This is a genomic window from Leucobacter sp. WKLB1 (assembly GCF_059696215.1).
Map to the genome: position 1 here is coordinate 1,205,371 of NZ_AP046115.1, position 18,689 is coordinate 1,224,059.

The following is an 18,689-nucleotide window of genomic DNA, read 5'->3' on the forward strand; positions in this document are numbered from 1 at the left end:
TTCGAACCCCGAACGAATGGAGCCACTGATGCCTCTCGCACGCGCACACAATATTGCCATCTCGCTCGACGGCTATGGAGCGGGCGCCGACCAGTCGCTCGATGCGCCATTCGGTCACGCCGGTATGCGGCTGATGCAGTGGTTTTTCCCGACCGCGACCTTTCAGGCGCTTTCTGGCGATCGCGAGCGGCAGGCGGTCGACCCGGCGACGGAACCTGATGATCGTCACGCGCGCCGCGCCTGGCAGAACATCGGAGCTGAAATCATGGGCGCGGGCAAGTACGGCCCTCCGGGCTGGCACGACGATGCGGAATGGGGTGGCTGGTGGGGTGACGAGCCGCCGTTTCATTCGCCGGTGTACGTGCTGACGCACCAACCGCGCGCATCGCTCACCCGCGGCGAGACGACGTTCCACTTTCGCGACGCGACTCCGCACGACGTGCTCGCCGAAGCGTTCGCAGCGGCGGCCGGGCAAGACGTCCGCATCGGAGGCGGCCCGAGTACGGTGCGCGAGTTCTTGGCCGCCGACCTGATCGACGTGCTGCACGTCGTGCAAGTTCCGATTTTGCTCGGCCGTGGGTCGCATCTGTGGGAAGGCCTCGAGGGGTGGGAACAGGGATTCGACGTCGCCTCGGAGACCACACCTAGCGGAGTCACGCACCTCACGTTCACGCGACGCTGAGGGCAGTGCGGGCTTCAGCTGCTACAGATCGGCAAACCGTGCCCGGAACTGACAGAAGACGCCGTACGCGATGAAACTCGCCCCGATGAACACGATCACGATGTTGCCGCCGGGGAATTTCGAGAGCGAGGTAATCGCGGCGTCGAGTGCTCCCGCCGATGTCGAATCGCGTTCGAGCCCGGCGAGCGCGAGCACACCACCGACGGTCAGCAGAGCCGCACCTTTGCCGACAAAGCCGATGGCCCCGAGCGCCGCGATGGCGTGACCCGCGGCGGTCTGAGGCAGGGCCATCTGCTTGCGAAAGCTCCGCGCGACCCCCATCCACACCCAGGCACCGCCGACGACGGCGACGCCGATCCCGGCGATGACCAGCAGCACGGAACCGCCGGGGAACGTCAACAGGCCGCGACTCGCTTGCTGCGTCGTTTCGTCGGGGTCCGGGCGGGCCCCCAACGCCACTGCGACCGAGATGCCGCCCATGACGCAGAAGGCGATGCCCTGGCCCCACTCGGCAAGCCGGCGACCCCAGCGCTTGCGGCGCGACGAGAGATCGAGGGCGAAACCGTGGACGACGTGGAACACCCCTAACGCGAAGAGGAGCGCAGCGACGATCCACAGTGCAGCGAAGCCGAGCGGAACGGCGGCGATAGCCGAGAGTGCGCCGACCTGGTCGGCTTCCGCCTTTCCGCTCCGCACCACAACGGAGATCGCGAGCGCCCCAACGAGTGCGTGCACGAGACCACTGGCGACGTACCCGCCGCGCGCGAGTACGCGAAACGCGGTCGACCGCTCGGTCTGACGCGCCGCCTCGCGGATCCGATCATCCATGCGTCGAGCGTAATGGAAGTGGGAACAGGCGAGGCAGCCCCTGGACACGGGCGCGCAGGGGCTGCCGTTGACGCGCCCTAGTTCAGGTCGCTTGCGCTCGGCACGACGACCGCGTAGATGTCGCCGATCGTCGCGAGTGCGCTGCGGTGCAGTTCGGCAGCCGGCACGACCCCGCCACCCACCGTCGGCAGTGAGCGGGTCGCGGTCGCGTCGGCGACTACCGTGGGGCGGTTGCCGCGCAAGAACGCGCCCTCCGAGGTGAACGTCACGCACATGTGGGTCATGAACCCGCCAATGACGACCTCCTCGTTGCCGGCAGCATCGACGAGATCGCCGAGGTTGGTGCCGACGAACGCGTTCGGTGCCCCCTTGACAACGATGGCCTCGCCGTCAATCGGGGCGACGCGCTCGTGAATCGCTCCGATCTCTGAGCTGATGTCGTAGGGGGAGCCGGGGCCATCGTCGTGCACGACGTGAATGATGGTGGATCCGGCCGCCCGCGCTCGGGTGAGCAGGTCTGCGGCCGCGTCGAGTGCGGGGGCCCACCCGTCGAGCTCCATTACCCCGGTGGTGTAGGTGTTCTGGTAATCGACGAGGATGACGGTGGCGTTTGCCAGGGTCGCGGCCTCGGTGGGGAGCCCGCTGAGCTCGCGGAGGGTTGATGATGCGGTCATGATGATCCTTTCGGTTGCGTCACGTACAGTGTGACTCGGCCGATTGCACCGGAACAGATGCGATCGGGTCGCACTGCATGGAAAATGGACGAAAGCGCGGGGTCAATCGCATGTCAGCACCACGTGTCGCGGTAATCGCGTTTCCCGTGATCAGCCCGTTCCACCTCTCCGTGCCGTCTCTGGTGCTCGGGCCCGAGACGCCCGCGGGGGAGTCGGAGCCCTGGGCGATCGGCATCTGCGCAGAGCAGGCTGGCCCCCTGCCGACGAGTGCGGGCTTCGACATCGTGGTGCCGCACGACCTGGACCTGCTCGAAGACGTCGACGTCGTCGTCGTGCCCTGGTGGGGTGCACCGCACGAGGCTGCCCCGGTCCCTGTCGTCACTGCGATCCGGCGCGCTCACGACCGTGGCGCGATGATCGTCGGGCTCTGCTTAGGGGCCTTCGTGGTGGCCGATGCAGGCGTGCTTGATACTCGGGCGGCGACGACGCACTGGAAATGGGCCGAGGTGTTTCGGTCTCGCTTTCCTGAAGTGCGCCTCGACCCATCTGCGCTCTACGTCGACGAGGGGTCGGTGTTGACGGGAGCAGGTGCGAGTGCGGGAATCGACACGTGTTTGCATCTCTTGGCCTCGAGAAGCGGGCAGCACATCGCGAACCGCACCGCGCGACGCATCGTTGCTGCACCGCACCGGCCGGGAGGCCAAGCGCAATTCATCGAGTCGCCCATCGTGCCCGAGATCGACGATCCGGTCGGGCGTGCATGCAGTTGGGCGCTCGACCATCTCGATGAACGGCTCACGATCGATGCTCTGGCGGCCCAGGTGCACGCCAGCCGGAGTTCGTTCACGCGCGCGTTTCGGCAGCGCACGGGGTCGACTGTTTCTCGGTGGGTCGCCCAGCAGCGGGTCGTACGGGCCCGCGAGTGGCTCGAGACGAGCGACGCCTCGATCGAGGAGATCGCCGGTCATTGCGGGTTCGGCAATGCCGCCGTACTCAGGGACCGATTTCATGCGGAGACGGGCACGACGCCGGCGAACTACCGCGCCGCTTTTCGCGAGGCGGCGTGATCGCCGACGTCGAAGCCGTCAGGATTCGGCGGGTTCGTGCCAGGTCGCCGGGGCCCACGCCGGCCCGGGGAGCGGGAGGCGGTGAATGTCTTCGAACGCGAGCTCGGTGGCGATCGGATCTGCGGCTTCGATGCCCTCTCGCATGCGACGCCAGCCGCTTGAGAGCAGCTCCCAGTTCGGGGTGCGCGAATCGATCGTGATGCGGTACTGGAAGCTCAGCGAGGTGACCGTGCCCGCCGCGAGCCTCTGCAGTGTCGGGTTCGGGCACTGCTGCACGAGGAAGTCGTAGAGCTCGACGGCGACCGCCATGTGGCCGCGCACATCATTGGCGTCGATGGCCGCCTGTGCGCGGTCGGTGAAGGCGAGCATCGTCGCACGGCTCTCGTCGGTGAGCGCGGGCACAACAGTGCGCATCACACCGCCGAGTACCACCCCCACCGTCTGAATCGCGTCCTCGACGCTCTCTCGGCTCGGCTGCACAACCCGAGTATGGGTTTGCGCGGCGATTTCGACGAGGCCTTCGACCTGCAGGGCGATGATCGCCTCGCGAATCGGAGTGCGGGAAATACCCAGCCACTCTTGCAGGCTGGCGTCGTCGAGCTGCTCGCCAGCGGCGAGCGTTCCGTCGAGAATGGCGTCTCGAATCGCATCGTGTGCTTCATCGCGCAGCAGCCGCCGCGCGATCTTGGGCTTCGATGAAGCGGGAATGGGCATGTGATCCTCCTGATTAGATCCTAAAGGACCACATGCCGAAATATGATGCTTTCGCATACAAGATCTTGCGCGATACCGCTGCTGCGATAGCGTGGGGGCCTCATGGAGACTGCGCAGCGAACGTCCGTATCGATCACCGCACAGGAGTTCGGGGAGGTGTGCCGAGCGGCTCTGCGAGCAGCCGGGGCCGATGCCCCCACCTGCGAGTCGGTTGCGGCTGCAACGATCGCCGCAGAGCGGCGCGGGCGTGGAGAAGTCGGAGCGTCGCATCTGCTCGATTACCTCGAAGCGCTGCGAGGCGGCGGAATGAACGGTGCACCGAATCCGGTGATCTCGATGTCGCGGCCGGCGGTCACGCAGGTCGACGCCGATAGTGGGGCGGTGCAGCGTGCGTTCGATGAGGTCGCGCCCGCGTTCGTGGCACGGGCGCGCGGCTTCGGAATCGCGGCTCTGTCGGTGTACAACGCCTTCAGTGCCGGAGCGCTCAGCTATTACTCCCAGCACATCGCCGAGCAAGGGCTGCTAGCTCTGGCGGCGAGCAATGCGAGGCCGCTGATGTCAGCGCTCGGTTCTGCCAGTCCGATCCTGGGGACCAACCCGTTGTCATTCGCGATTCCGCACCCCTTGGGACCACGACTCTTCGATCAGGCGTCGAGCGTCACCGCGTGGGTCAATGTTCGCGACGCGGCCAGCGGTGACGGGAGGATTCCAGGTGGCTGGGCAATTGACGCTCACGGCGATCCGACGGAGCACGCGACGGCCGCGCTCGAAGGCGCCCTGCTCCCGTTCGGCGGCGCGAAGGGCGCCAACCTCGCGTTCATGGTGGAACTTCTTGCAACGTTGAGTGCGGCTGCCGCACCGATCACCGAGGAGTCGTCGCCCGACCGTGAGACGATGTCACCCCGCCTCGGACTCTTCGTCATCGCGATCGATCCCCTGGCATTCGACGAGACGTACATCGACCGTTCCGAAGAGCGCCTCGCCGATCTCGCGCGTCGGCACGGTGCCGACTTCGGTCGGCGAAAGCCCGATCGAGACACGTTCGACATCCCGGTCGCGGTACTCGATGTGCTCACGGAAGCGGCGGGGCACGGCACCGAGGTGGTGGGGGACTTCGCCTCGTGAGAAGCACGCGTACGATTCATACAGTCGATGCCCATATCGCCGGGTTGGGAGTGCGCGTGGTCACCGGAGGCGTGCCTGCGTTTCCGGGCACCACGATGCAGCAACGGCGCGAGTGGTTCATTGAGCACTCCGACCACCTGCGCACGTTCTTGCTGAATGAGCCGCGCGGGCACGGGGCGCTTTCGGGGGCAATTCTGCAGCCTGCGACCCACCCGGATGCAGACTGGGGAGTGCTGTTCATCGAGGTCACGGGGGTGCTACCCATGTGCGGCGCCGGAACGATGGCCGTTGCCACCGTGCTCGTGGATACCGGCATGGTCGATGTGACAGAGCCGGTCACCCGCGTGACGCTCGACACCCCGATCGGGCTGATCGCAGCAGACGTCTCAGTGCGCGACAGCAAGGCGCAGTCGGTGACGATCACGAACGTGCCGTCGTTCGTGCAGCAGCAGGGTGTTGTGATCGAAACAGCGACCCATGGGGCGGTGAGCGTCGATATCGCCTTCGGCGGCAACTACTACGCCTTCGTCAGTCTCGCATCGCTCGGCATTCCCTGGGAACGAGATGCGGCGGATCAGCTCATCTCGGCCGCCCGCGAGGTCATGGCTGCGGTCAACGCTCAGGCGCTTCCGGTGCACCCGGTCACCGGCTATTCGGGGTGCGAGCACGTGGTGTTTCTTGCGCCCGAATCCGATGCCCGCCATACGCGCCACGCGCTCGTCAATTACCCGGGATGGATCGATCGGTCACCGGGCGGTACCGGAACGAGCGCACGCATGGCACTGCTGCACGCTCGCGGCGAGCTCCCGCTCGGCAGCGATTTCATCAATGACTCGTTCATCGGCACCAGCTTTACGGGGCGTCTGGTCGATCGAACAACCATCGCCGACCGGGAAGCGGTGATCCCGACCATTACGGGACGCGCATGGATCACCTCGTTCGCTCAATTCGTGCTCGATCCCGAGGACCCGTTCCCCGCGGGGTTCACGTTGTGAGCTGAGGCGAGACCGCGCCGGGATCGCAAGGCCCTCGCCCCTTCGCATGGCAAGCGGATACGGTACCGCTATGTCTCACCGCATCCTCGACCGCGTCGCCACTCCCGCTGAGCATGCGGCTCTCGCCGCAGCAGTCGGCTGGCAGCACCATTTCGACGACGAAGTGCGCGCGTCCTCGCTGCGAGCCTCACTGGCAGGAGCTGTCTGCGTCGATGATGGTGGCAGAGTGATCGGAATGGCGCGCGCCGTGGGCGACGGGCTGCAGTATGCGTACGTGCAAGACGTGATTGTCGCGCCCGAGTGTGCCGGGCGGGGGATCGCAACGGACCTGGTTGCACGACTGCTCGAATTGCTGCGGCCGACCGGCGACGTCGAATTATTCGTGGGGTTGTTCGCCAGTGACGATGCGGTTGGAGTGTACGAATCTCTGGGTTTCGCCCAAGAGGGGGCTTCAGGAATGCATCAGGTGCTGGTCGCAGAACGCCGGTGACGCTCGATTTTTCGTGGTGGGCAGGTCAACGCCTGCGGCAGAATAGGGGAGTTCACCTTCAGACGTGAGGACCCCGATGACGCAGACCGACGCTCCCGCGCACGCCACCGCCCGACGCCGCCTGTTCGCGGTGCTCGCCGCAGCGGTTGCACTCCTGATTCTCACGGCCATCGTTGGGCAACTCGTGTACAGCCTGAGCTTCGGTCCCGCAGACCGCGCCTTTTTCTACACGAACTTCTTCAGCTTCTTCACGATCCTGTCGAACGTGCTGGCTGTCATCGCACTGATCAAGGCCGCATGGTTCTCGTCGACACGCGCGTCTGATCCTGCGTGGTTCACGGCGTTCTTCGGTGCCGTCGCCACCTATATGGCGACCACCGGCATCGTCTACAACACGCTGCTGCGCCAAATCTCACTCGATCAAGAGGCGACGCTCGGCTGGTCGAACGAGGTGCTGCACCTCATCGGTCCGATTCTTGTCGTCGCCGCCTGGATCTTCGCTCCGGGGCGGGGAGCACTCACGTTCCGCCACCTGCGTGTCGCCGCGATTTTTCCGATCGTCTGGGCGATCTACACGCTGATTCGTGGCGCTGCGACCGGATGGTACCCCTACCCGTTCCTGAATCCCGAACGCATCGGTGGGTATGGCATCGTTGCGATTTACGTCGTCGTGATCGCCATCGTGATTCTTGGATTCGACGCGATCGTCGTGTGGGTGAGCCGGAAGCTGCAGCCGCGCGCGTAACCTCTTGCCCTATCCAATCCGCTCATTATGCTGGGCGCATGACCCAACTCGAGCTTCGCCCTGATCGTCGAGCCTTCGGCTGGGGGCTTGCAGCGACCGTCGTATCGGCGGCCGGGATTCTGCTGATCGCGATCGTGATCCTGCTGATGGTCACCATCGATCAGAACTACGGGTGGCTGCTCCTCATCGTCATGCCGTTGTCGGCATTGATCGGCGCGGTCGGTGCGGTGCTCGGTATCGTCGCACTCTGCTTCGCCATCTCGGCCAGGCGCACCTATGCCTGGCCGATCACCGGCATCGTGCTGGGCGGCCTGCAGGTCATCCTGATTATCGCGTTGCTGACGGGGGCCTGGAGCTGAGACCGCGCCGGATCGCTTCAGGTGCCGAGCGATCTCGCAAGCAGCATGTCGGCCTCGTGTCGCTGTGGGCATCACACGAAAGCCCGCGCACATGAAAAAAGCTCCCATCGCTGACGCGATGGGAGCTGATGTTGCGGTGCCCCCGGAGGGATTCGAACCCCCGACCTACGGTACCGGAAACCGGCGCTCTATCCCCTGAGCTACGGAGGCGAGCAGATGCAACCCGACCAGCCTAGCGCACAACCCCTGACCTTCCGTACTGGGCGACCCCGACCTGAACGGCCGGGTGCGCCGCGGCGACTAGAATCGATGCTCGTGACGCCTCAAGAACTCGCTACCGCACTCGCCGCCATCCTCTCCGACCTCGTCGCCGCCCGTGGCTCCGACATCGTCGTCACCGAGCAGGACACGCAGGTCGAGCGACCGAAGAACCGCGAGCACGGCGATTGGGCGTCGAATGCCGCCATGAAGTTCGCGAAGCGCATCGGGGCGAACCCGCGCGAACTCGCCGAGGAAATTGTGGCGCGCGCACTCGAGATCGACGGCGTCGCGAAGGCCGAGGTCGCGGGCCCCGGCTTCATTAACCTGACGCTCGATGCCGCGAGTGCGGGTGAGACGGCGCGTCGCGTCGTCGAGCAGGGTGAGCAGTACGGCCGCAGCGACATGCTTGCCGGCCAGAACATCAACCTCGAATTCGTCTCCGCGAACCCGACCGGCCCGTTGCACATGGGCCACACCCGCTGGGCCGCGCTCGGCGACTCGACGGCGCGCGTGCTGCGAGCCGCGGGCGCGCAGGTCACGAGCGAGTACTACATCAACGACGCCGGTGCGCAGATGAACAAGTTCGGCCGGTCGGTGCTTGCTGCGGCGCTTGGCGAAGAGGCACCCGAAGACGCGTACCCGGGTGCCTACATCCAGGAACTCGGCCGCAAGATTCTCGAGCGCGAGCCCAACCTGCCCGAGCTCGCACGGAGCGACCGCGACGCGGCGCTCGAGCAGGCGCAGGAACTCGGCTACCAGATTCAGCTCGCCGAAATCAAAGACTCACTTGAACGCTTCAACGTGCACTTCGATGTGTACTTCTCGGAACGCACGCTGCACACCGAGGGGGCCGACGGCTCGCCGAGTCCCATCGCTGCGGCGGTGGACCGTCTGCGCGAACAGGGCCACGTCTTCGAGGAAGACGACGCCATCTGGGTGCGCACCACCGCATTCGGAGATGACAAGGACCGCGTGTTCACCCGTGGCAACGGCATCTACACCTACTTCGCTGCGGATGCCGCCTACTACCTGTCGAAGATGGATCGCGGGTTCGGTGAGAAGATTTATTTGCTCGGAGCCGATCACCACGGGTACATCGGTCGTCTGACGGCGATCGCGGGCGCCGCGGGCGACAACATCGAGACCGACGTCACCGTGCTCATCGGGCAGCTCGTGAACCTGAATGGCGCGCGTCTCTCGAAGCGCGCGGGCAACATCATCGAGCTCGACGACCTGCTCGAATGGCTCGGCTCTGACGCTTTGCGCTACTGGCTTGCCCGTTACCCGGCCGATTCGCCCTTGGCGCTCGACGGTGAGCAGGTGCGCAGTCGCACGAATGACAACCCGGTCTTCTACGTGCAGTACGCGCACGCACGTACCTGCGCCGTCGACAGAAACGCGGCAGCTGCCGGCATCGACCGCAGCGCGTTCGCACCCGAGTTGCTGACGCACGAGACCGAGACCGAACTGCTCGGCAAGCTGCAGCAGTACCCGGGCATCGTCGCGGGCGCTGCGGAGCTGCGCGAACCCCATCGCATTGCGCGCTTCCTGGAAGAACTCGCTGCGGCCTACCACCGCTGGTACGACAGCTGCCGCGTGATCCCGCTCGGCGAAGAGCCAGTCGAAGATCTGCATCGCACGCGGTTGTGGCTGAACGACGCTGCGGGTCAGGTGTTGCGCAATGGGCTCGATCTGCTCGGCGTGACTGCCCCCGAGCGGTTGTAGAGCGGAGTTTCGGTATGGGGGCCGAGCGGCGGGGGTCGAGATGGTGGACGAAGCTCATCGCGGTCGTGGTGGTTGTCGGGCTGCTGGGGGCTGCAGCGGAGTTCGCGCTGCGCCTCATCATTCCGGGTGTCATTGCGGGTGCCGTGCGCACGGAACTGAAGCTGACCGATGATCATCCAGTCGACGTGTCACTCGGCGGTTCGACGCTGCTGAATGCGGTGCGCGGCGGAGTCGGAGACGTCACGGTTGAAGTTCCAGATGCGCCAGTGATGGACGGAATACAGGCCGACGGCACTCTGCACGCCGATCTCGTGCCGTTCAATCCGACGTCGGGCGATATCACCAACGGCACGGTCGATCTCACACTCGATCAGGATCAGCTCGCCCCGGTGATCGCCCTGCTCACCCAGGGCGTCGCGCAGACCGGAGCGGTGCAGAACGGTGAGTTGGTCGTCGGTCGCTCGGTGGAGACGTTCGGGCAGGAGCTCACGATCTCGGCACGACTCGGTGTGAAAGCGGTGGATGGAGCGGTCGAGATCGATCCGCTCGGCCTGAGCGCTGCGGGCTTCGACCTCTCGACCGAGCAGCTCGCGCAGGCGACGGGCTCGCTGCTCGACCCGATCCTGAAGCCGCAGACCGTCTGCATCGCCGACCAATTGCCGCGCGGGATCACCCTGACCGACATCGTCCTCTCGAGCACGGGTTCAGTGACCCTGCGAGCCTCGCTCGCACCCGGCATCATCTCTGACTCTGCCGAGCAGCAGCAGGGTACCTGCGGCTAACGTCAGTAAAGACGTCTACAATCCTGCAGCCCGCAGCGCGAGCCACGCGGCGGCCCGGTCGTCGGCGCGATCGAACGAAAGCCCGGTGAGATCCTCGATGCGGCGCACCCGTGAGACGAGTGTCTGCCGGTGGATGCCGAGGCGCGTCGCGCTCGACCGGTGCGCTCCATGCTCCGAGAGGAATACGCGCAGCGTGCTGGTGAGTTCGCCATGCTCACCATTGGCTTCGCGCAACGGATCGAGCAGTACGGTGAGGCCGCCGCGGTTCGCGGATTGCAGGGAGGAGAGCACGAGGTCGACGGTGGGCAACTCGGCGTAGCGCACGGCGGGGCGGCCGTCATCGAGGGCGGCACCGAGCGCCTGGTGCGCCTGCGTCGCCGATTGGGCGAGCGCGGTGACCGGAGCGGGGTCGCCGACGCCGAGGTGCACGCGCAGGCCGCCGACGGGGGCGAACTCCAGCACACGGGCGTGCAAGTGTGCAGCGAGATCGTCCCGCACGAATCCGCGAATGTGGCCGTGATCTGCGGCGAAGACGTGCTCGGCACCGAGCTCGTCGCACCAGCGCCGCAGCAGCCGCTCGAGATCGATCGTGCGTGTGCGCGCACCCAGCTCGAACGCGGTGAGTGTGCGCTCATGCACTCCCCAGCGGTGCAGCAACTGCTCGGCGCGATCTCCGCCTGCGACGAGCGTGTCGAGGAGGGCGCCGCGACCGAGATGCTCGGTGAGCGACGGGTCGTGGCTCCGCAGCAGCAGGTCGAAGAGCGCGGCGGCAAGCGATGACAGATCGCGGGCGTGGCTCGTGCGGCTCGAGCGCGTCGCGATCACGAGCGAACCGGCGAGATCCTGATCCGATCCGACGCGGTGCAGCTGCAGGCCATCGTGCCGCACGCGCACGGGGCGCCCCAGTGCGAATGCTGCGGCGTCTGAGATATGCAGGCGCCCGGCCCCTGCGCTCGCGATGACCTGGCCGTGCGCGTCGAGCAGCACGGCCCAGCCGTCGATGCGGTGGGCGAGTTCGGCGATGACCGCCGTCACGCCTCCGCGTCGCGCGACCTGGGTGAGCACGTTCATGCCGGCGGTGACGAGGCGATCGGCGGCGGCGCGGTCGTCGGCGATCAGTGCGCGCAGCGCGGCGTGCAGCGTCGTACCCGAGGGCTCCGTGCCGAGGATCGCGGTCATGCCGTGCGCCTGCAGCGCTGAGCGCAGCAATTCGTCGTTCTCGGGGGAGACGAACACCGCGCCGAGCAGTGTCTCGCGCCGGTCTCCGGGGGAGTCGAGGCCAGTGAGCAACTTCTCGGAAGGGCCGGTGACGAGCGTGGCGTATGCCGGATTGCCGATGACGACGTACCCGTCAATGTCGGCGACGCCGTCGACGGGCGTGCGATCCGGCAACCGCCCAGCGGCAACCGACCCGCCAACCGCGCGCACCACCGCGGAGAGATCGAGAGCCATGTCGAGAGTGTACCAAGTGGTGAAGATAAGGCGCGAAGATCGTTACTTGGCACAATGACAAGCGCCATCGCTGCTCCGTAGCCTCATCTGAGTCGCCATCGCGGTCGCACGCTGTGATCCGAGGCGTTCCGAATCCGTTGAACGAAGGAGTGCAGCATGCAAGCTGTCGTGTTCCGAGATCCCTCGACCCGCGCAGAGGTCACCGACGTCACACTGGCGGCGCCGAAAGCCGGTGAGGTCCGCGTGAAGATCGCCGCTGCCGGTGTCTGCCACTCCGACCTGCATGTGAAGCGCGGCGAGTGGGATGCTCCCGCTCCCATGGTCATGGGGCACGAGGGCTCCGGCGTCGTCGTCGAGCTCGGCGAGGGCGTGACGTCGCTCGCCGTCGGCGACCACGTCGTGCTCAGCTGGGTGCCGCCGTGCGGGGAGTGCCGCTATTGCCTGCAGGGGCACGAGGCCCGCTGCCAGAAGGTCGTCGAGGTGAACAACACCCACGGCTCGCTCTTCGACGGCACCTCGCGCCTCAGCCGCACCGACACGGGCGAGCCCATTCACCACTACCTCAGCGTCTCTTCCTTCGCCGAAGAGGTCGTCGTACCAGTCTCGGGCGCCATCAAGGTGCGCGATGACGCACCCCTCGACGTCATCGCGGTCGTCGGCTGCGCGGTGGCGACCGGCGTCGGCGCCGTGCTCAACACTGCGGGCGTCGAGCCCGGCTCGACCGTCGCCGTCATCGGCTGCGGTGGCGTGGGCCTCAACGTCGTGCAGGGCGCGAAGCTTGCCGGCGCCGAACGCATCATCGCCGTCGACGTGGTGCCCGAGAAGACCGCAATGGCCCTGCAGTTCGGTGCGACAGATCGCATCGATGCCTCCGACCGTGACGCTGTGGAGCAGCTTTTCGAGCTCATTCCCGACGGTGTCGACTACGCATTCGATGCCATCGGCCGCACCTCAACCACGGAACAGGCGATCCGCATGCTCGGGCTCGGCGGCGCAGCCGTCATCGTGGGGCTGCCGCCGACCGGCGCGAAAGCGTCGTTCGAGCCGCTGGTGCTCGCCGAAGCCGACCAGCGCATTCTCGGTTCCAACTACGGATCGGTGCGTCCGTCGATCGACATTCCCGCGCTGGTCGACCGCTACATGGACGGACAGCTCAAGCTCGATCCGCTGATCTCGGGCCGGCGCCCCCTTGCCGAGGCCGCAGAAGCGCTCGACGATCTCGAAACGGGCGGCGTGCTGCGCACCCTGCTCATCCCGTAATCCGTTCGCGGATCACCCACCCACTCGAAGGAGAGTCACTCATATGACCACCACTACCCAGCAGGCTCCGGTCGATGCCGGCCTGCGCCGCGGCGTGATGTCGGGGCCCGAGCTCGCCGCTCAGGCCATCGCGAACATCGCACCGAGCGCGGTCATCGCGTTCACCGCCGCGTCGATCTTCATCGGTGCCGGAAACGGCACGATGCTGTCGTTCATCCTCGCGACGATCGTCATCGTCTGCGTCGGCTACTGCGTCGCGGTTTTCGCGAAGAAGAACGCGTCGGCCGGATCCCTCTACACCTACGTCGCGAAGGGCCTTGGCCCGACCGGTGCGTACATCGCGGGCGTCGCGCTCATCATCGGTTGCTGGGGCATCGCCGCCGGCTCGCTGGGCGGTGCGGTCTCGTACATGTCTGATCTGCTCGTGTCGTTCGGCCTGCCCGCGTCGAGCAAGATCTGGCTCGTCGCGCTCGCCATCGTGATCGGCGGCCTCGCAACGTTCTTCACGATTCGCGGCATCCGCATCTCCGCGCGCGTCTCGCTCGTGCTCGAGCTCGCCTCGGTCGCCATCATCCTCATCCTGCTCGTCACGGCGCTCATCGCGATCGGACCCGACGCCTGGGACCCGAAGCAGTTCTCATTCGAAGGCGTGCCGTTCCAAGGCGTCGCGGCGGGCATGGTGCTCGGCATCCTCGGCTTCGTCGGCTTCTCCTCGGCAGATGCGCTCGGGCGCGAAGCCAAGAACCCCTACACCGCGATTCCCCGTGCCATCATGTGGAGCGCCGTAGTCGTCGGTGTGCTGTACGTCTTCGCCGCATACACGCAGATCGCCGTGCTCGGCGATGATCTCGGCGAGGTCGCGAGCCCGTTGCAGGCCATTTCGGAGCGCATCGGCATGCCCGGCTGGTTCACCCCCATCCTGACCTTCGGCGTCGCCGCGTCGTTCTTCGCGGTCGTCGTGGCACCGCTCAACGTGGTCGGACGCATCATCTATGTGATGGGCAAGGAAGGCGTCGTGGCCGAGCGCTTCGGCCGCACGCACGACACCCACCTGACCCCGCACCGCGTGCTGCTCATTGCAGGTCCGCTCGCGATTCTGCTCGACGTGATCCTGCTCGTCAGTGGCACGCACCCGATGGACATCGTGGTGTGGGTCGACACCTATGGCACGTTCGGATACATGGTCGCCTACGCACTGGTCGCGATCGCCTGCGTCGCGTGGGTGCGTCGTGAGGGGATGCGCAGCGCACTCGTGAGCATCTGCGCGTTCATCGCCGTCGTCGCCATGGTCTACGTCTTCTTCGCGAACGTGTACCCGGTGCCGGCTTTCCCGCTCAACGTGATTCCGTACCTGTTCCTCGCAACCATGGTCGTCGCGCTCGGGTGGTTCGTGTTCCTCCGCAAGCGCCGTCCCGAGGTCATCGCGAACATCGGCAACACTGAGACCGACATGCTCGAGGGCGTGGGCTAGCCCCACGACCCGACTGCACGGTACTCGCTCGAGGGCCGGCCGCGATCCTGCACCGTCAGGGTCGTCGCCGGCCCTCGGCGTATGCCCGGCCCACGTGGCTCACCCGGTAAGCTGAACGGGTTCGTTCAGAGGATTCCTCCGCGCGCACGGCTTCAGGGGCCAATCCGGGTCCGCTCGCCATCGGTCGCCCTCTCGCGGCCCGCGAGCCCGACGGACACGAGATCGAGACCCCAGGAGCACACATGGCCGAGGCGAACGCCGCGAACCCGAACGCGATCGATGCGCGCGTGTTCCCGCCGTCCGCCCGTCGAGGCAGCGAATGCCGCCAGCTCAAGCTGGGAGGCGTGCGCGCCACCGATCTCACCGCGCAGTTCGGTTCGCCGCTCTACGTGATCGACGAGTCTGCTGCCCGGGCCCGTGCGCGCGAGGTGCGCGAGGCGCTGCAGCGCGAAGCGGAACGCGTCGGCACGAGTGCGACGGTCTACTACGCCGGGAAGGCCTTCCTCTGCGTCGAGGTGGCGCAGTGGATGGTCGACGAGGGGCTCGCGGTCGACGTTGCGAGCGGCGGCGAACTGGCTGTGGCCCTCGCCGCGGGCGTCGATCCGGCGCGCATCGGCTTCCACGGCAACAACAAGTCGGAGCGTGAGATCCGGCGCGCGGTCGAGGCCGGCGTCGGCACGATCATCATCGACAGCGAGATCGAGACCGAGCGCATCGCCGCGGCTGCACGCGCTGCGGGCCGGCAGCAGCGCGTGCGCCTGCGTGTGAACAGCGGCGTGCACGCCTCCACGCACGACTTCCTCGCGACCTCGCATGAAGACCAGAAGTTCGGGCAGCCCCTCGACGATGCGCCGCGACTCGTGACGGCGATCCTGGCGCAGAACAGCCTCGACTTCGTCGGCCTGCACTGCCATATCGGGTCGCAGATCTTCGCCACCGACGGCTTCCGCGAATCGGCGCGCCGACTGCTCGGCGCCTACCCCGAGCTCGAGCGGATCGCCGGGCGCCCCATTCCCGAACTCAACCTGGGCGGTGGCTTCGGCATCGCCTACACCTCGGCTCAGGCCGACGAAGCGCCCGACGTCGCGCGCATCGCCGCCGAACTGGCCGACATCATTGCGGAGACCGCCGCTGAAGTCGGCATCGCGATTCCGAAGCTCGCATTCGAACCCGGTCGCACCATCATCGGACAGGCCGGTGTCACGCTCTACACCGTCGGCACGACGAAGCCCGTCGCGCTCGCCGGCTCCGATGCCGCAGCCGATCCGGCCGATCTCGGCTTCCCGGAACGGCTCTACGTGAGCGTCGACGGCGGCATGAGTGACAACGCGCGGCCGGCGCTCTACGGCGCCGATTATCAGGTCAGGATCGCCAACCGTGAAAGCGACGCCGCCCCGGCGCTCGTCCGCGTCGTCGGCAAGCACTGCGAATCGGGTGACATCGTCGTGCAGCGCGACGTGCTGCCGGGTGACGTGCGGCCGGGCGACACGCTCGCCGTCGCCGCGACGGGCGCCTACTGCTGGTCGCTCTCGAGTAACTACAACTATGTGCCCCGTCCGCCCGTCATCGCGGTCGCCGACGGCGCGGCCCGCATCATCGTGCGCGGCGAAACCGAAGACGAGCTGCTGGCGAAGTCGGTCATTCCGGCGCCGGTGGCCCCGGCCCGCGCAGACTGACGAACTGCCTCAGACCTCACCAGTGCGCCGCAAGCGGCGATCCCGAACCACACCCCTCAAGGAGATACAGATGAACGGATATCGCGACCTTCGCGTGGCACTGCTGGGCTGCGGCTCAGTGGGCGCGCAAGTGGCACGACTCATCCTCGAGCACGGCGACGAGCTCGCAGCGCGCATCGGCGCGCGCCTCACGCTCGCAGGCATCGCCGTGCGCGACGTGAACGGCAAGCGCGATGTCGAGCTGCCTCAGGAGCTCTTCACGACGGATGCCGAGCGCCTCGTGCAGGGTTCTGACATCGTCATCGAGCTGATGGGCGGCATCGAGCCCGCTCGCGCGCTCATCACCCAGGCACTGCAGGGCGGCGCCGATGTCGTTACCGCGAACAAGGCACTCATCGCCGCCCACGGGCCCGAACTCTCCGAGGTCGCCGAGCAAGTCGGCGCGCAGCTGTCGTACGAGGCAGCGGTCGCCGCGGCGATCCCGATCCTGCGCCCCCTCCGCGAGAGCCTCGCCGGCGACCACATCACCCGGGTGCTCGGTATCGTCAACGGCTCGACGAACTACATCCTCGACCGCATGGACCGCTTCGGCGACAGTGCCGAAGACGCCTCGCGCGTCGCCAGTGAACTCGGCTTCCTCGAAGCCGACCCGACGCTCGATGTCGAAGGCTACGACGCCGCGCAGAAGGCCACGATCCTCGCGAGCATCGCCTTCCATACCGAGGTACCGGTCGACACCGTGCACCGCGAGGGCATCACGAGCATCACCGGGGCGCAGATCGACGCGGCGAAGAACGCCGGCTACGTCATCAAGCTCCTCGCAATCGCGGAGCGCCTGGAGGCCGCCGACGGCACCTCGGGCGTTTCTGCGCGCGTCTACCCGGCACTCATCCGCCGCGACCACCCGCTCGCGGCGGTCTACGGCGGCAAGAATGCCGTGTTCGTGGAGGCCGAAGCCGCTGGTGAGCTCATGTTCTACGGCGCGGGTGCCGGCGGCGCGGAGACGGCCTCGGCCGTGCTCGGCGACGTCGTCTCCGCGGCGCGTCGACACGTGGTCGGTGGGCCCGGCATCCCGGGTTCGCTCCACGCCGAACTGCCGATCCTGCCCGTCGGCGAGGTGACGACGGCCTATCAGATCATGCTCGCCGTTCGCGACCAGCCCGGCGTGCTCGCGAGCATCGCCGGCATTCTCGCCGAACACGGCGTCTCCGCGGCCAGCGTCGAGCAGACCGTCGCGCAGGGCGCGGAAGGCGCTGAACCGAGCGCCGCGCTCATCATCGGCACGCACCGCGCGCGTGAGGCCGACCTCGCAGCGACGGTCGAGGCGTTGCGCGCCGCCGACGTCGTCACCGACGTCACGAGCGTGCTGCGACTCGAGGGTCAGGCGTGAGCGCGGCGAGCGGCGTCGGCCGCGCCGTCAAGGTTCGCGTTCCTGCAACCAGCGCCAACCTCGGCCCCGGATTCGACACGCTCGGCATCGCTCTCGCCTACGGTGACGAGCTCGTCGCCGTCGTGCGCGACGCGCCCGGGGCCAGCGTATCTGTGTCAGGCGTCGGCGAGGGGGAGGTGCCCACCGACGAGACCAACTTGGTGGTGCGCTCGACCGCGCACGTCTTCGCACAGCTGGGGCGCGACATGCCCGGGCTTGACGTTTCGGCGAAGAACCGGATTCCGCACGGCCGCGGCATGGGGTCATCGGGCTCTGCGATCGTCGCGGGCGTGATGATCGCAGCAGGCCTGCTGCAGAGCGACCCGGTCGCGCCGCTCGAGTTGAGCGAGGAGCAGCTGCTCGCCTTTGCCACCGAACTCGAGGGGCACCCCGACAACGTCGCACCGGCGCTCTTCGGCGGGCTGACGATCGCCTGGACCACCGAGCAGGGCCCCCGGTTCAAACGACTCATGGTGCACCGCGGGGTCGCGCCGCTCGTACTCGTGCCCAGCTTCACCATGTCCACGGAGCTCGCACGCAGCCTGCAACCGAAGCAGGTGCCGCACGAAGACGCAGTGTTCAACGTCTCACGCTCGGCACTGCTCATCGCGGCGCTGACGCAGAGCCCCGAACTGCTGCTCGAAGCCACCGAGGATCGCCTGCACCAGAACTACCGCGGAGCCGCGATGCCGGCCACGCGCGACCTCATCGGTGAACTGCGATCCGCCGGTCACGCCGCAGTGGTGTCGGGTGCCGGGCCTTCCGTGCTCGTGCTCTCGAACGGGCCGCTCGACCGTATGCAAGCGGCCGACCAGGTCACCGAAACGCACCCGGATTGGCGTGTGCTCACCCTGGCGGTCGATACCAAGGGTGCTACAGTGGAGGCGATCCCCGCGGGTTCTGCGCACTAGCCGAAGTCGTCGATGTCCGCTCATGCGGAACTGTGGATCGTTA

18 protein-coding genes and 1 tRNA gene are annotated in these 18,689 nt (G+C 67.0%); 14 read left to right on the forward strand and 5 right to left on the reverse strand.

Annotation, left to right across the window (positions count from 1 at the left end):
• Positions 1 to 28 precede the first annotated feature (28 nt).
• On the forward strand, positions 29 to 682 hold the full coding sequence (locus ACZF5Y_RS05535; RefSeq protein ID WP_497534820.1) for a dihydrofolate reductase family protein: 654 nt from the start codon (positions 29 to 31) through the stop codon (positions 680 to 682).
• Positions 683 to 703: 21 nt separating this feature from the next.
• On the opposite strand, the gene ACZF5Y_RS05540 is transcribed toward ACZF5Y_RS05535, so the two are convergent.
• Together ACZF5Y_RS05540 and ACZF5Y_RS05545 are read right to left on the reverse strand one after the other, a co-directional pair.
• Positions 704 to 1,510 (reverse strand): DUF1206 domain-containing protein, encoded by an 807-nt coding sequence (locus ACZF5Y_RS05540; RefSeq protein WP_497534821.1) that lies wholly within the window; start codon positions 1,508 to 1,510, stop codon positions 704 to 706.
• 77 nt (positions 1,511 to 1,587) lie between these two features.
• Positions 1,588 to 2,184: a cysteine hydrolase family protein gene (locus tag ACZF5Y_RS05545; RefSeq protein ID WP_497534822.1), complete on the reverse strand. Its 597-nt coding sequence runs from the start codon at positions 2,182 to 2,184 to the stop codon at positions 1,588 to 1,590.
• Positions 2,185 to 2,294: 110 nt separating this feature from the next.
• On the opposite strand from ACZF5Y_RS05545, the gene ACZF5Y_RS05550 reads away from it, so the two are divergent.
• The gene (locus ACZF5Y_RS05550; protein WP_497534823.1) at positions 2,295 to 3,251 is read left to right on the forward strand and encodes a GlxA family transcriptional regulator; all 957 of its coding nucleotides are present in this window, start codon (positions 2,295 to 2,297) and stop codon (positions 3,249 to 3,251) included.
• Between the two features lie 18 nt (positions 3,252 to 3,269).
• Here the strand turns inward: ACZF5Y_RS05550 and ACZF5Y_RS05555 are convergent, their stop codons facing one another.
• Positions 3,270 to 3,965: a GntR family transcriptional regulator gene (locus tag ACZF5Y_RS05555; RefSeq protein ID WP_497534824.1), complete on the reverse strand. Its 696-nt coding sequence runs from the start codon at positions 3,963 to 3,965 to the stop codon at positions 3,270 to 3,272.
• A 102-nt stretch (positions 3,966 to 4,067) separates the two neighbouring features.
• Here ACZF5Y_RS05555 and ACZF5Y_RS05560 point away from each other — a divergent pair, with 102 nt between their 5' ends.
• The 5 genes from ACZF5Y_RS05560 (at position 4,068) to ACZF5Y_RS05580 (ending at position 7,679) form a co-directional block, all read left to right on the forward strand.
• Positions 4,068 to 5,090 (forward strand): Ldh family oxidoreductase, encoded by a 1,023-nt coding sequence (locus ACZF5Y_RS05560; RefSeq protein WP_497534825.1) that lies wholly within the window; start codon positions 4,068 to 4,070, stop codon positions 5,088 to 5,090.
• Positions 5,087 to 6,085 (forward strand): proline racemase family protein, encoded by a 999-nt coding sequence (locus ACZF5Y_RS05565; protein ID WP_497534826.1) that lies wholly within the window; start codon positions 5,087 to 5,089, stop codon positions 6,083 to 6,085. Before ACZF5Y_RS05560 ends, ACZF5Y_RS05565 begins: the two co-directional genes overlap by 4 nt.
• 70 nt (positions 6,086 to 6,155) lie before the next feature.
• Positions 6,156 to 6,575: a GNAT family N-acetyltransferase gene (locus ACZF5Y_RS05570; RefSeq protein WP_497534827.1), complete on the forward strand. Its 420-nt coding sequence runs from the start codon at positions 6,156 to 6,158 to the stop codon at positions 6,573 to 6,575.
• Positions 6,576 to 6,651: 76 nt separating this feature from the next.
• A complete protein-coding gene (locus ACZF5Y_RS05575; protein WP_497534828.1) occupies positions 6,652 to 7,320 on the forward strand; it encodes a Pr6Pr family membrane protein in 669 nt (222 codons plus the stop codon).
• A gap of 38 nt (positions 7,321 to 7,358) precedes the next feature.
• Positions 7,359 to 7,679 carry a hypothetical protein gene (locus ACZF5Y_RS05580; RefSeq protein ID WP_497534829.1) on the forward strand — a complete coding sequence of 107 codons (321 nt, stop codon included), beginning with the start codon at positions 7,359 to 7,361 and terminating at the stop codon, positions 7,677 to 7,679.
• A gap of 137 nt (positions 7,680 to 7,816) precedes the next feature.
• On the opposite strand, the gene ACZF5Y_RS05585 is transcribed toward ACZF5Y_RS05580, so the two are convergent.
• Positions 7,817 to 7,889 (reverse strand) — tRNA-Arg (locus tag ACZF5Y_RS05585).
• 105 nt (positions 7,890 to 7,994) lie between these two features.
• Here ACZF5Y_RS05585 and argS point away from each other — a divergent pair.
• Both argS and ACZF5Y_RS05595 read left to right on the forward strand, forming a co-directional pair.
• A complete protein-coding gene (argS, locus tag ACZF5Y_RS05590) occupies positions 7,995 to 9,665 on the forward strand; it encodes an arginine--tRNA ligase (RefSeq protein ID WP_497534830.1) in 1,671 nt (556 codons plus the stop codon).
• Between the two features lie 14 nt (positions 9,666 to 9,679).
• Positions 9,680 to 10,447: an LmeA family phospholipid-binding protein gene (locus ACZF5Y_RS05595; protein WP_497534831.1), complete on the forward strand. Its 768-nt coding sequence runs from the start codon at positions 9,680 to 9,682 to the stop codon at positions 10,445 to 10,447.
• A 15-nt stretch (positions 10,448 to 10,462) separates the two neighbouring features.
• On the opposite strand, the gene ACZF5Y_RS05600 is transcribed toward ACZF5Y_RS05595, so the two are convergent.
• Positions 10,463 to 11,899: a PucR family transcriptional regulator gene (locus tag ACZF5Y_RS05600; protein WP_497534832.1), complete on the reverse strand. Its 1,437-nt coding sequence runs from the start codon at positions 11,897 to 11,899 to the stop codon at positions 10,463 to 10,465.
• A gap of 156 nt (positions 11,900 to 12,055) precedes the next feature.
• Between ACZF5Y_RS05600 and ACZF5Y_RS05605 the strand changes: the two genes are divergently transcribed.
• The 5 genes from ACZF5Y_RS05605 to thrB all read left to right on the forward strand — a co-directional run bounded on the left by ACZF5Y_RS05605 (position 12,056) and on the right by thrB (position 18,646).
• The gene (locus tag ACZF5Y_RS05605) at positions 12,056 to 13,159 is read left to right on the forward strand and encodes an alcohol dehydrogenase catalytic domain-containing protein (protein ID WP_053386484.1); all 1,104 of its coding nucleotides are present in this window, start codon (positions 12,056 to 12,058) and stop codon (positions 13,157 to 13,159) included.
• A gap of 43 nt (positions 13,160 to 13,202) precedes the next feature.
• Complete coding sequence (locus ACZF5Y_RS05610) at positions 13,203 to 14,630, forward strand: APC family permease (protein WP_497534833.1); 1,428 nt, start codon at positions 13,203 to 13,205, stop codon at positions 14,628 to 14,630.
• 242 nt (positions 14,631 to 14,872) lie between these two features.
• The gene (lysA, locus tag ACZF5Y_RS05615; protein WP_497534834.1) at positions 14,873 to 16,306 is read left to right on the forward strand and encodes a diaminopimelate decarboxylase; all 1,434 of its coding nucleotides are present in this window, start codon (positions 14,873 to 14,875) and stop codon (positions 16,304 to 16,306) included.
• A 70-nt stretch (positions 16,307 to 16,376) separates the two neighbouring features.
• Positions 16,377 to 17,696: a homoserine dehydrogenase gene (locus ACZF5Y_RS05620; RefSeq protein WP_497534835.1), complete on the forward strand. Its 1,320-nt coding sequence runs from the start codon at positions 16,377 to 16,379 to the stop codon at positions 17,694 to 17,696.
• A complete protein-coding gene (gene thrB / locus ACZF5Y_RS05625) occupies positions 17,693 to 18,646 on the forward strand; it encodes a homoserine kinase (protein WP_497534836.1) in 954 nt (317 codons plus the stop codon). Before ACZF5Y_RS05620 ends, thrB begins: the two co-directional genes overlap by 4 nt.
• Positions 18,647 to 18,689: the final 43 nt, after the last annotated feature.

What these genes read in the sequence shown, in the direction of transcription:
- ACZF5Y_RS05535 (WP_497534820.1), top strand. Translation starts at nt 29, where the DNA reads ATGCCTCTCGCACGCGCACACAATATTGCCATCTCGCTCGACGGCTAT.
- ACZF5Y_RS05540 (WP_497534821.1), bottom strand. Translation starts at nt 1,510, where the DNA reads ATGGATGATCGGATCCGCGAGGCGGCGCGTCAGACCGAGCGGTCGACC.
- ACZF5Y_RS05545 (WP_497534822.1), bottom strand. Translation starts at nt 2,184, where the DNA reads ATGACCGCATCATCAACCCTCCGCGAGCTCAGCGGGCTCCCCACCGAG.
- ACZF5Y_RS05550 (WP_497534823.1), top strand. Translation starts at nt 2,295, where the DNA reads ATGTCAGCACCACGTGTCGCGGTAATCGCGTTTCCCGTGATCAGCCCG.
- ACZF5Y_RS05555 (WP_497534824.1), bottom strand. Translation starts at nt 3,965, where the DNA reads ATGCCCATTCCCGCTTCATCGAAGCCCAAGATCGCGCGGCGGCTGCTG.
- ACZF5Y_RS05560 (WP_497534825.1), top strand. Translation starts at nt 4,068, where the DNA reads ATGGAGACTGCGCAGCGAACGTCCGTATCGATCACCGCACAGGAGTTC.
- ACZF5Y_RS05570 (WP_497534827.1), top strand. Translation starts at nt 6,156, where the DNA reads ATGTCTCACCGCATCCTCGACCGCGTCGCCACTCCCGCTGAGCATGCG.
- ACZF5Y_RS05575 (WP_497534828.1), top strand. Translation starts at nt 6,652, where the DNA reads ATGACGCAGACCGACGCTCCCGCGCACGCCACCGCCCGACGCCGCCTG.
- ACZF5Y_RS05580 (WP_497534829.1), top strand. Translation starts at nt 7,359, where the DNA reads ATGACCCAACTCGAGCTTCGCCCTGATCGTCGAGCCTTCGGCTGGGGG.
- ACZF5Y_RS05595 (WP_497534831.1), top strand. Translation starts at nt 9,680, where the DNA reads ATGGGGGCCGAGCGGCGGGGGTCGAGATGGTGGACGAAGCTCATCGCG.
- ACZF5Y_RS05600 (WP_497534832.1), bottom strand. Translation starts at nt 11,899, where the DNA reads ATGGCTCTCGATCTCTCCGCGGTGGTGCGCGCGGTTGGCGGGTCGGTT.
- ACZF5Y_RS05605 (WP_053386484.1), top strand. Translation starts at nt 12,056, where the DNA reads ATGCAAGCTGTCGTGTTCCGAGATCCCTCGACCCGCGCAGAGGTCACC.
- ACZF5Y_RS05610 (WP_497534833.1), top strand. Translation starts at nt 13,203, where the DNA reads ATGACCACCACTACCCAGCAGGCTCCGGTCGATGCCGGCCTGCGCCGC.
- lysA (WP_497534834.1), top strand. Translation starts at nt 14,873, where the DNA reads ATGGCCGAGGCGAACGCCGCGAACCCGAACGCGATCGATGCGCGCGTG.
- ACZF5Y_RS05620 (WP_497534835.1), top strand. Translation starts at nt 16,377, where the DNA reads ATGAACGGATATCGCGACCTTCGCGTGGCACTGCTGGGCTGCGGCTCA.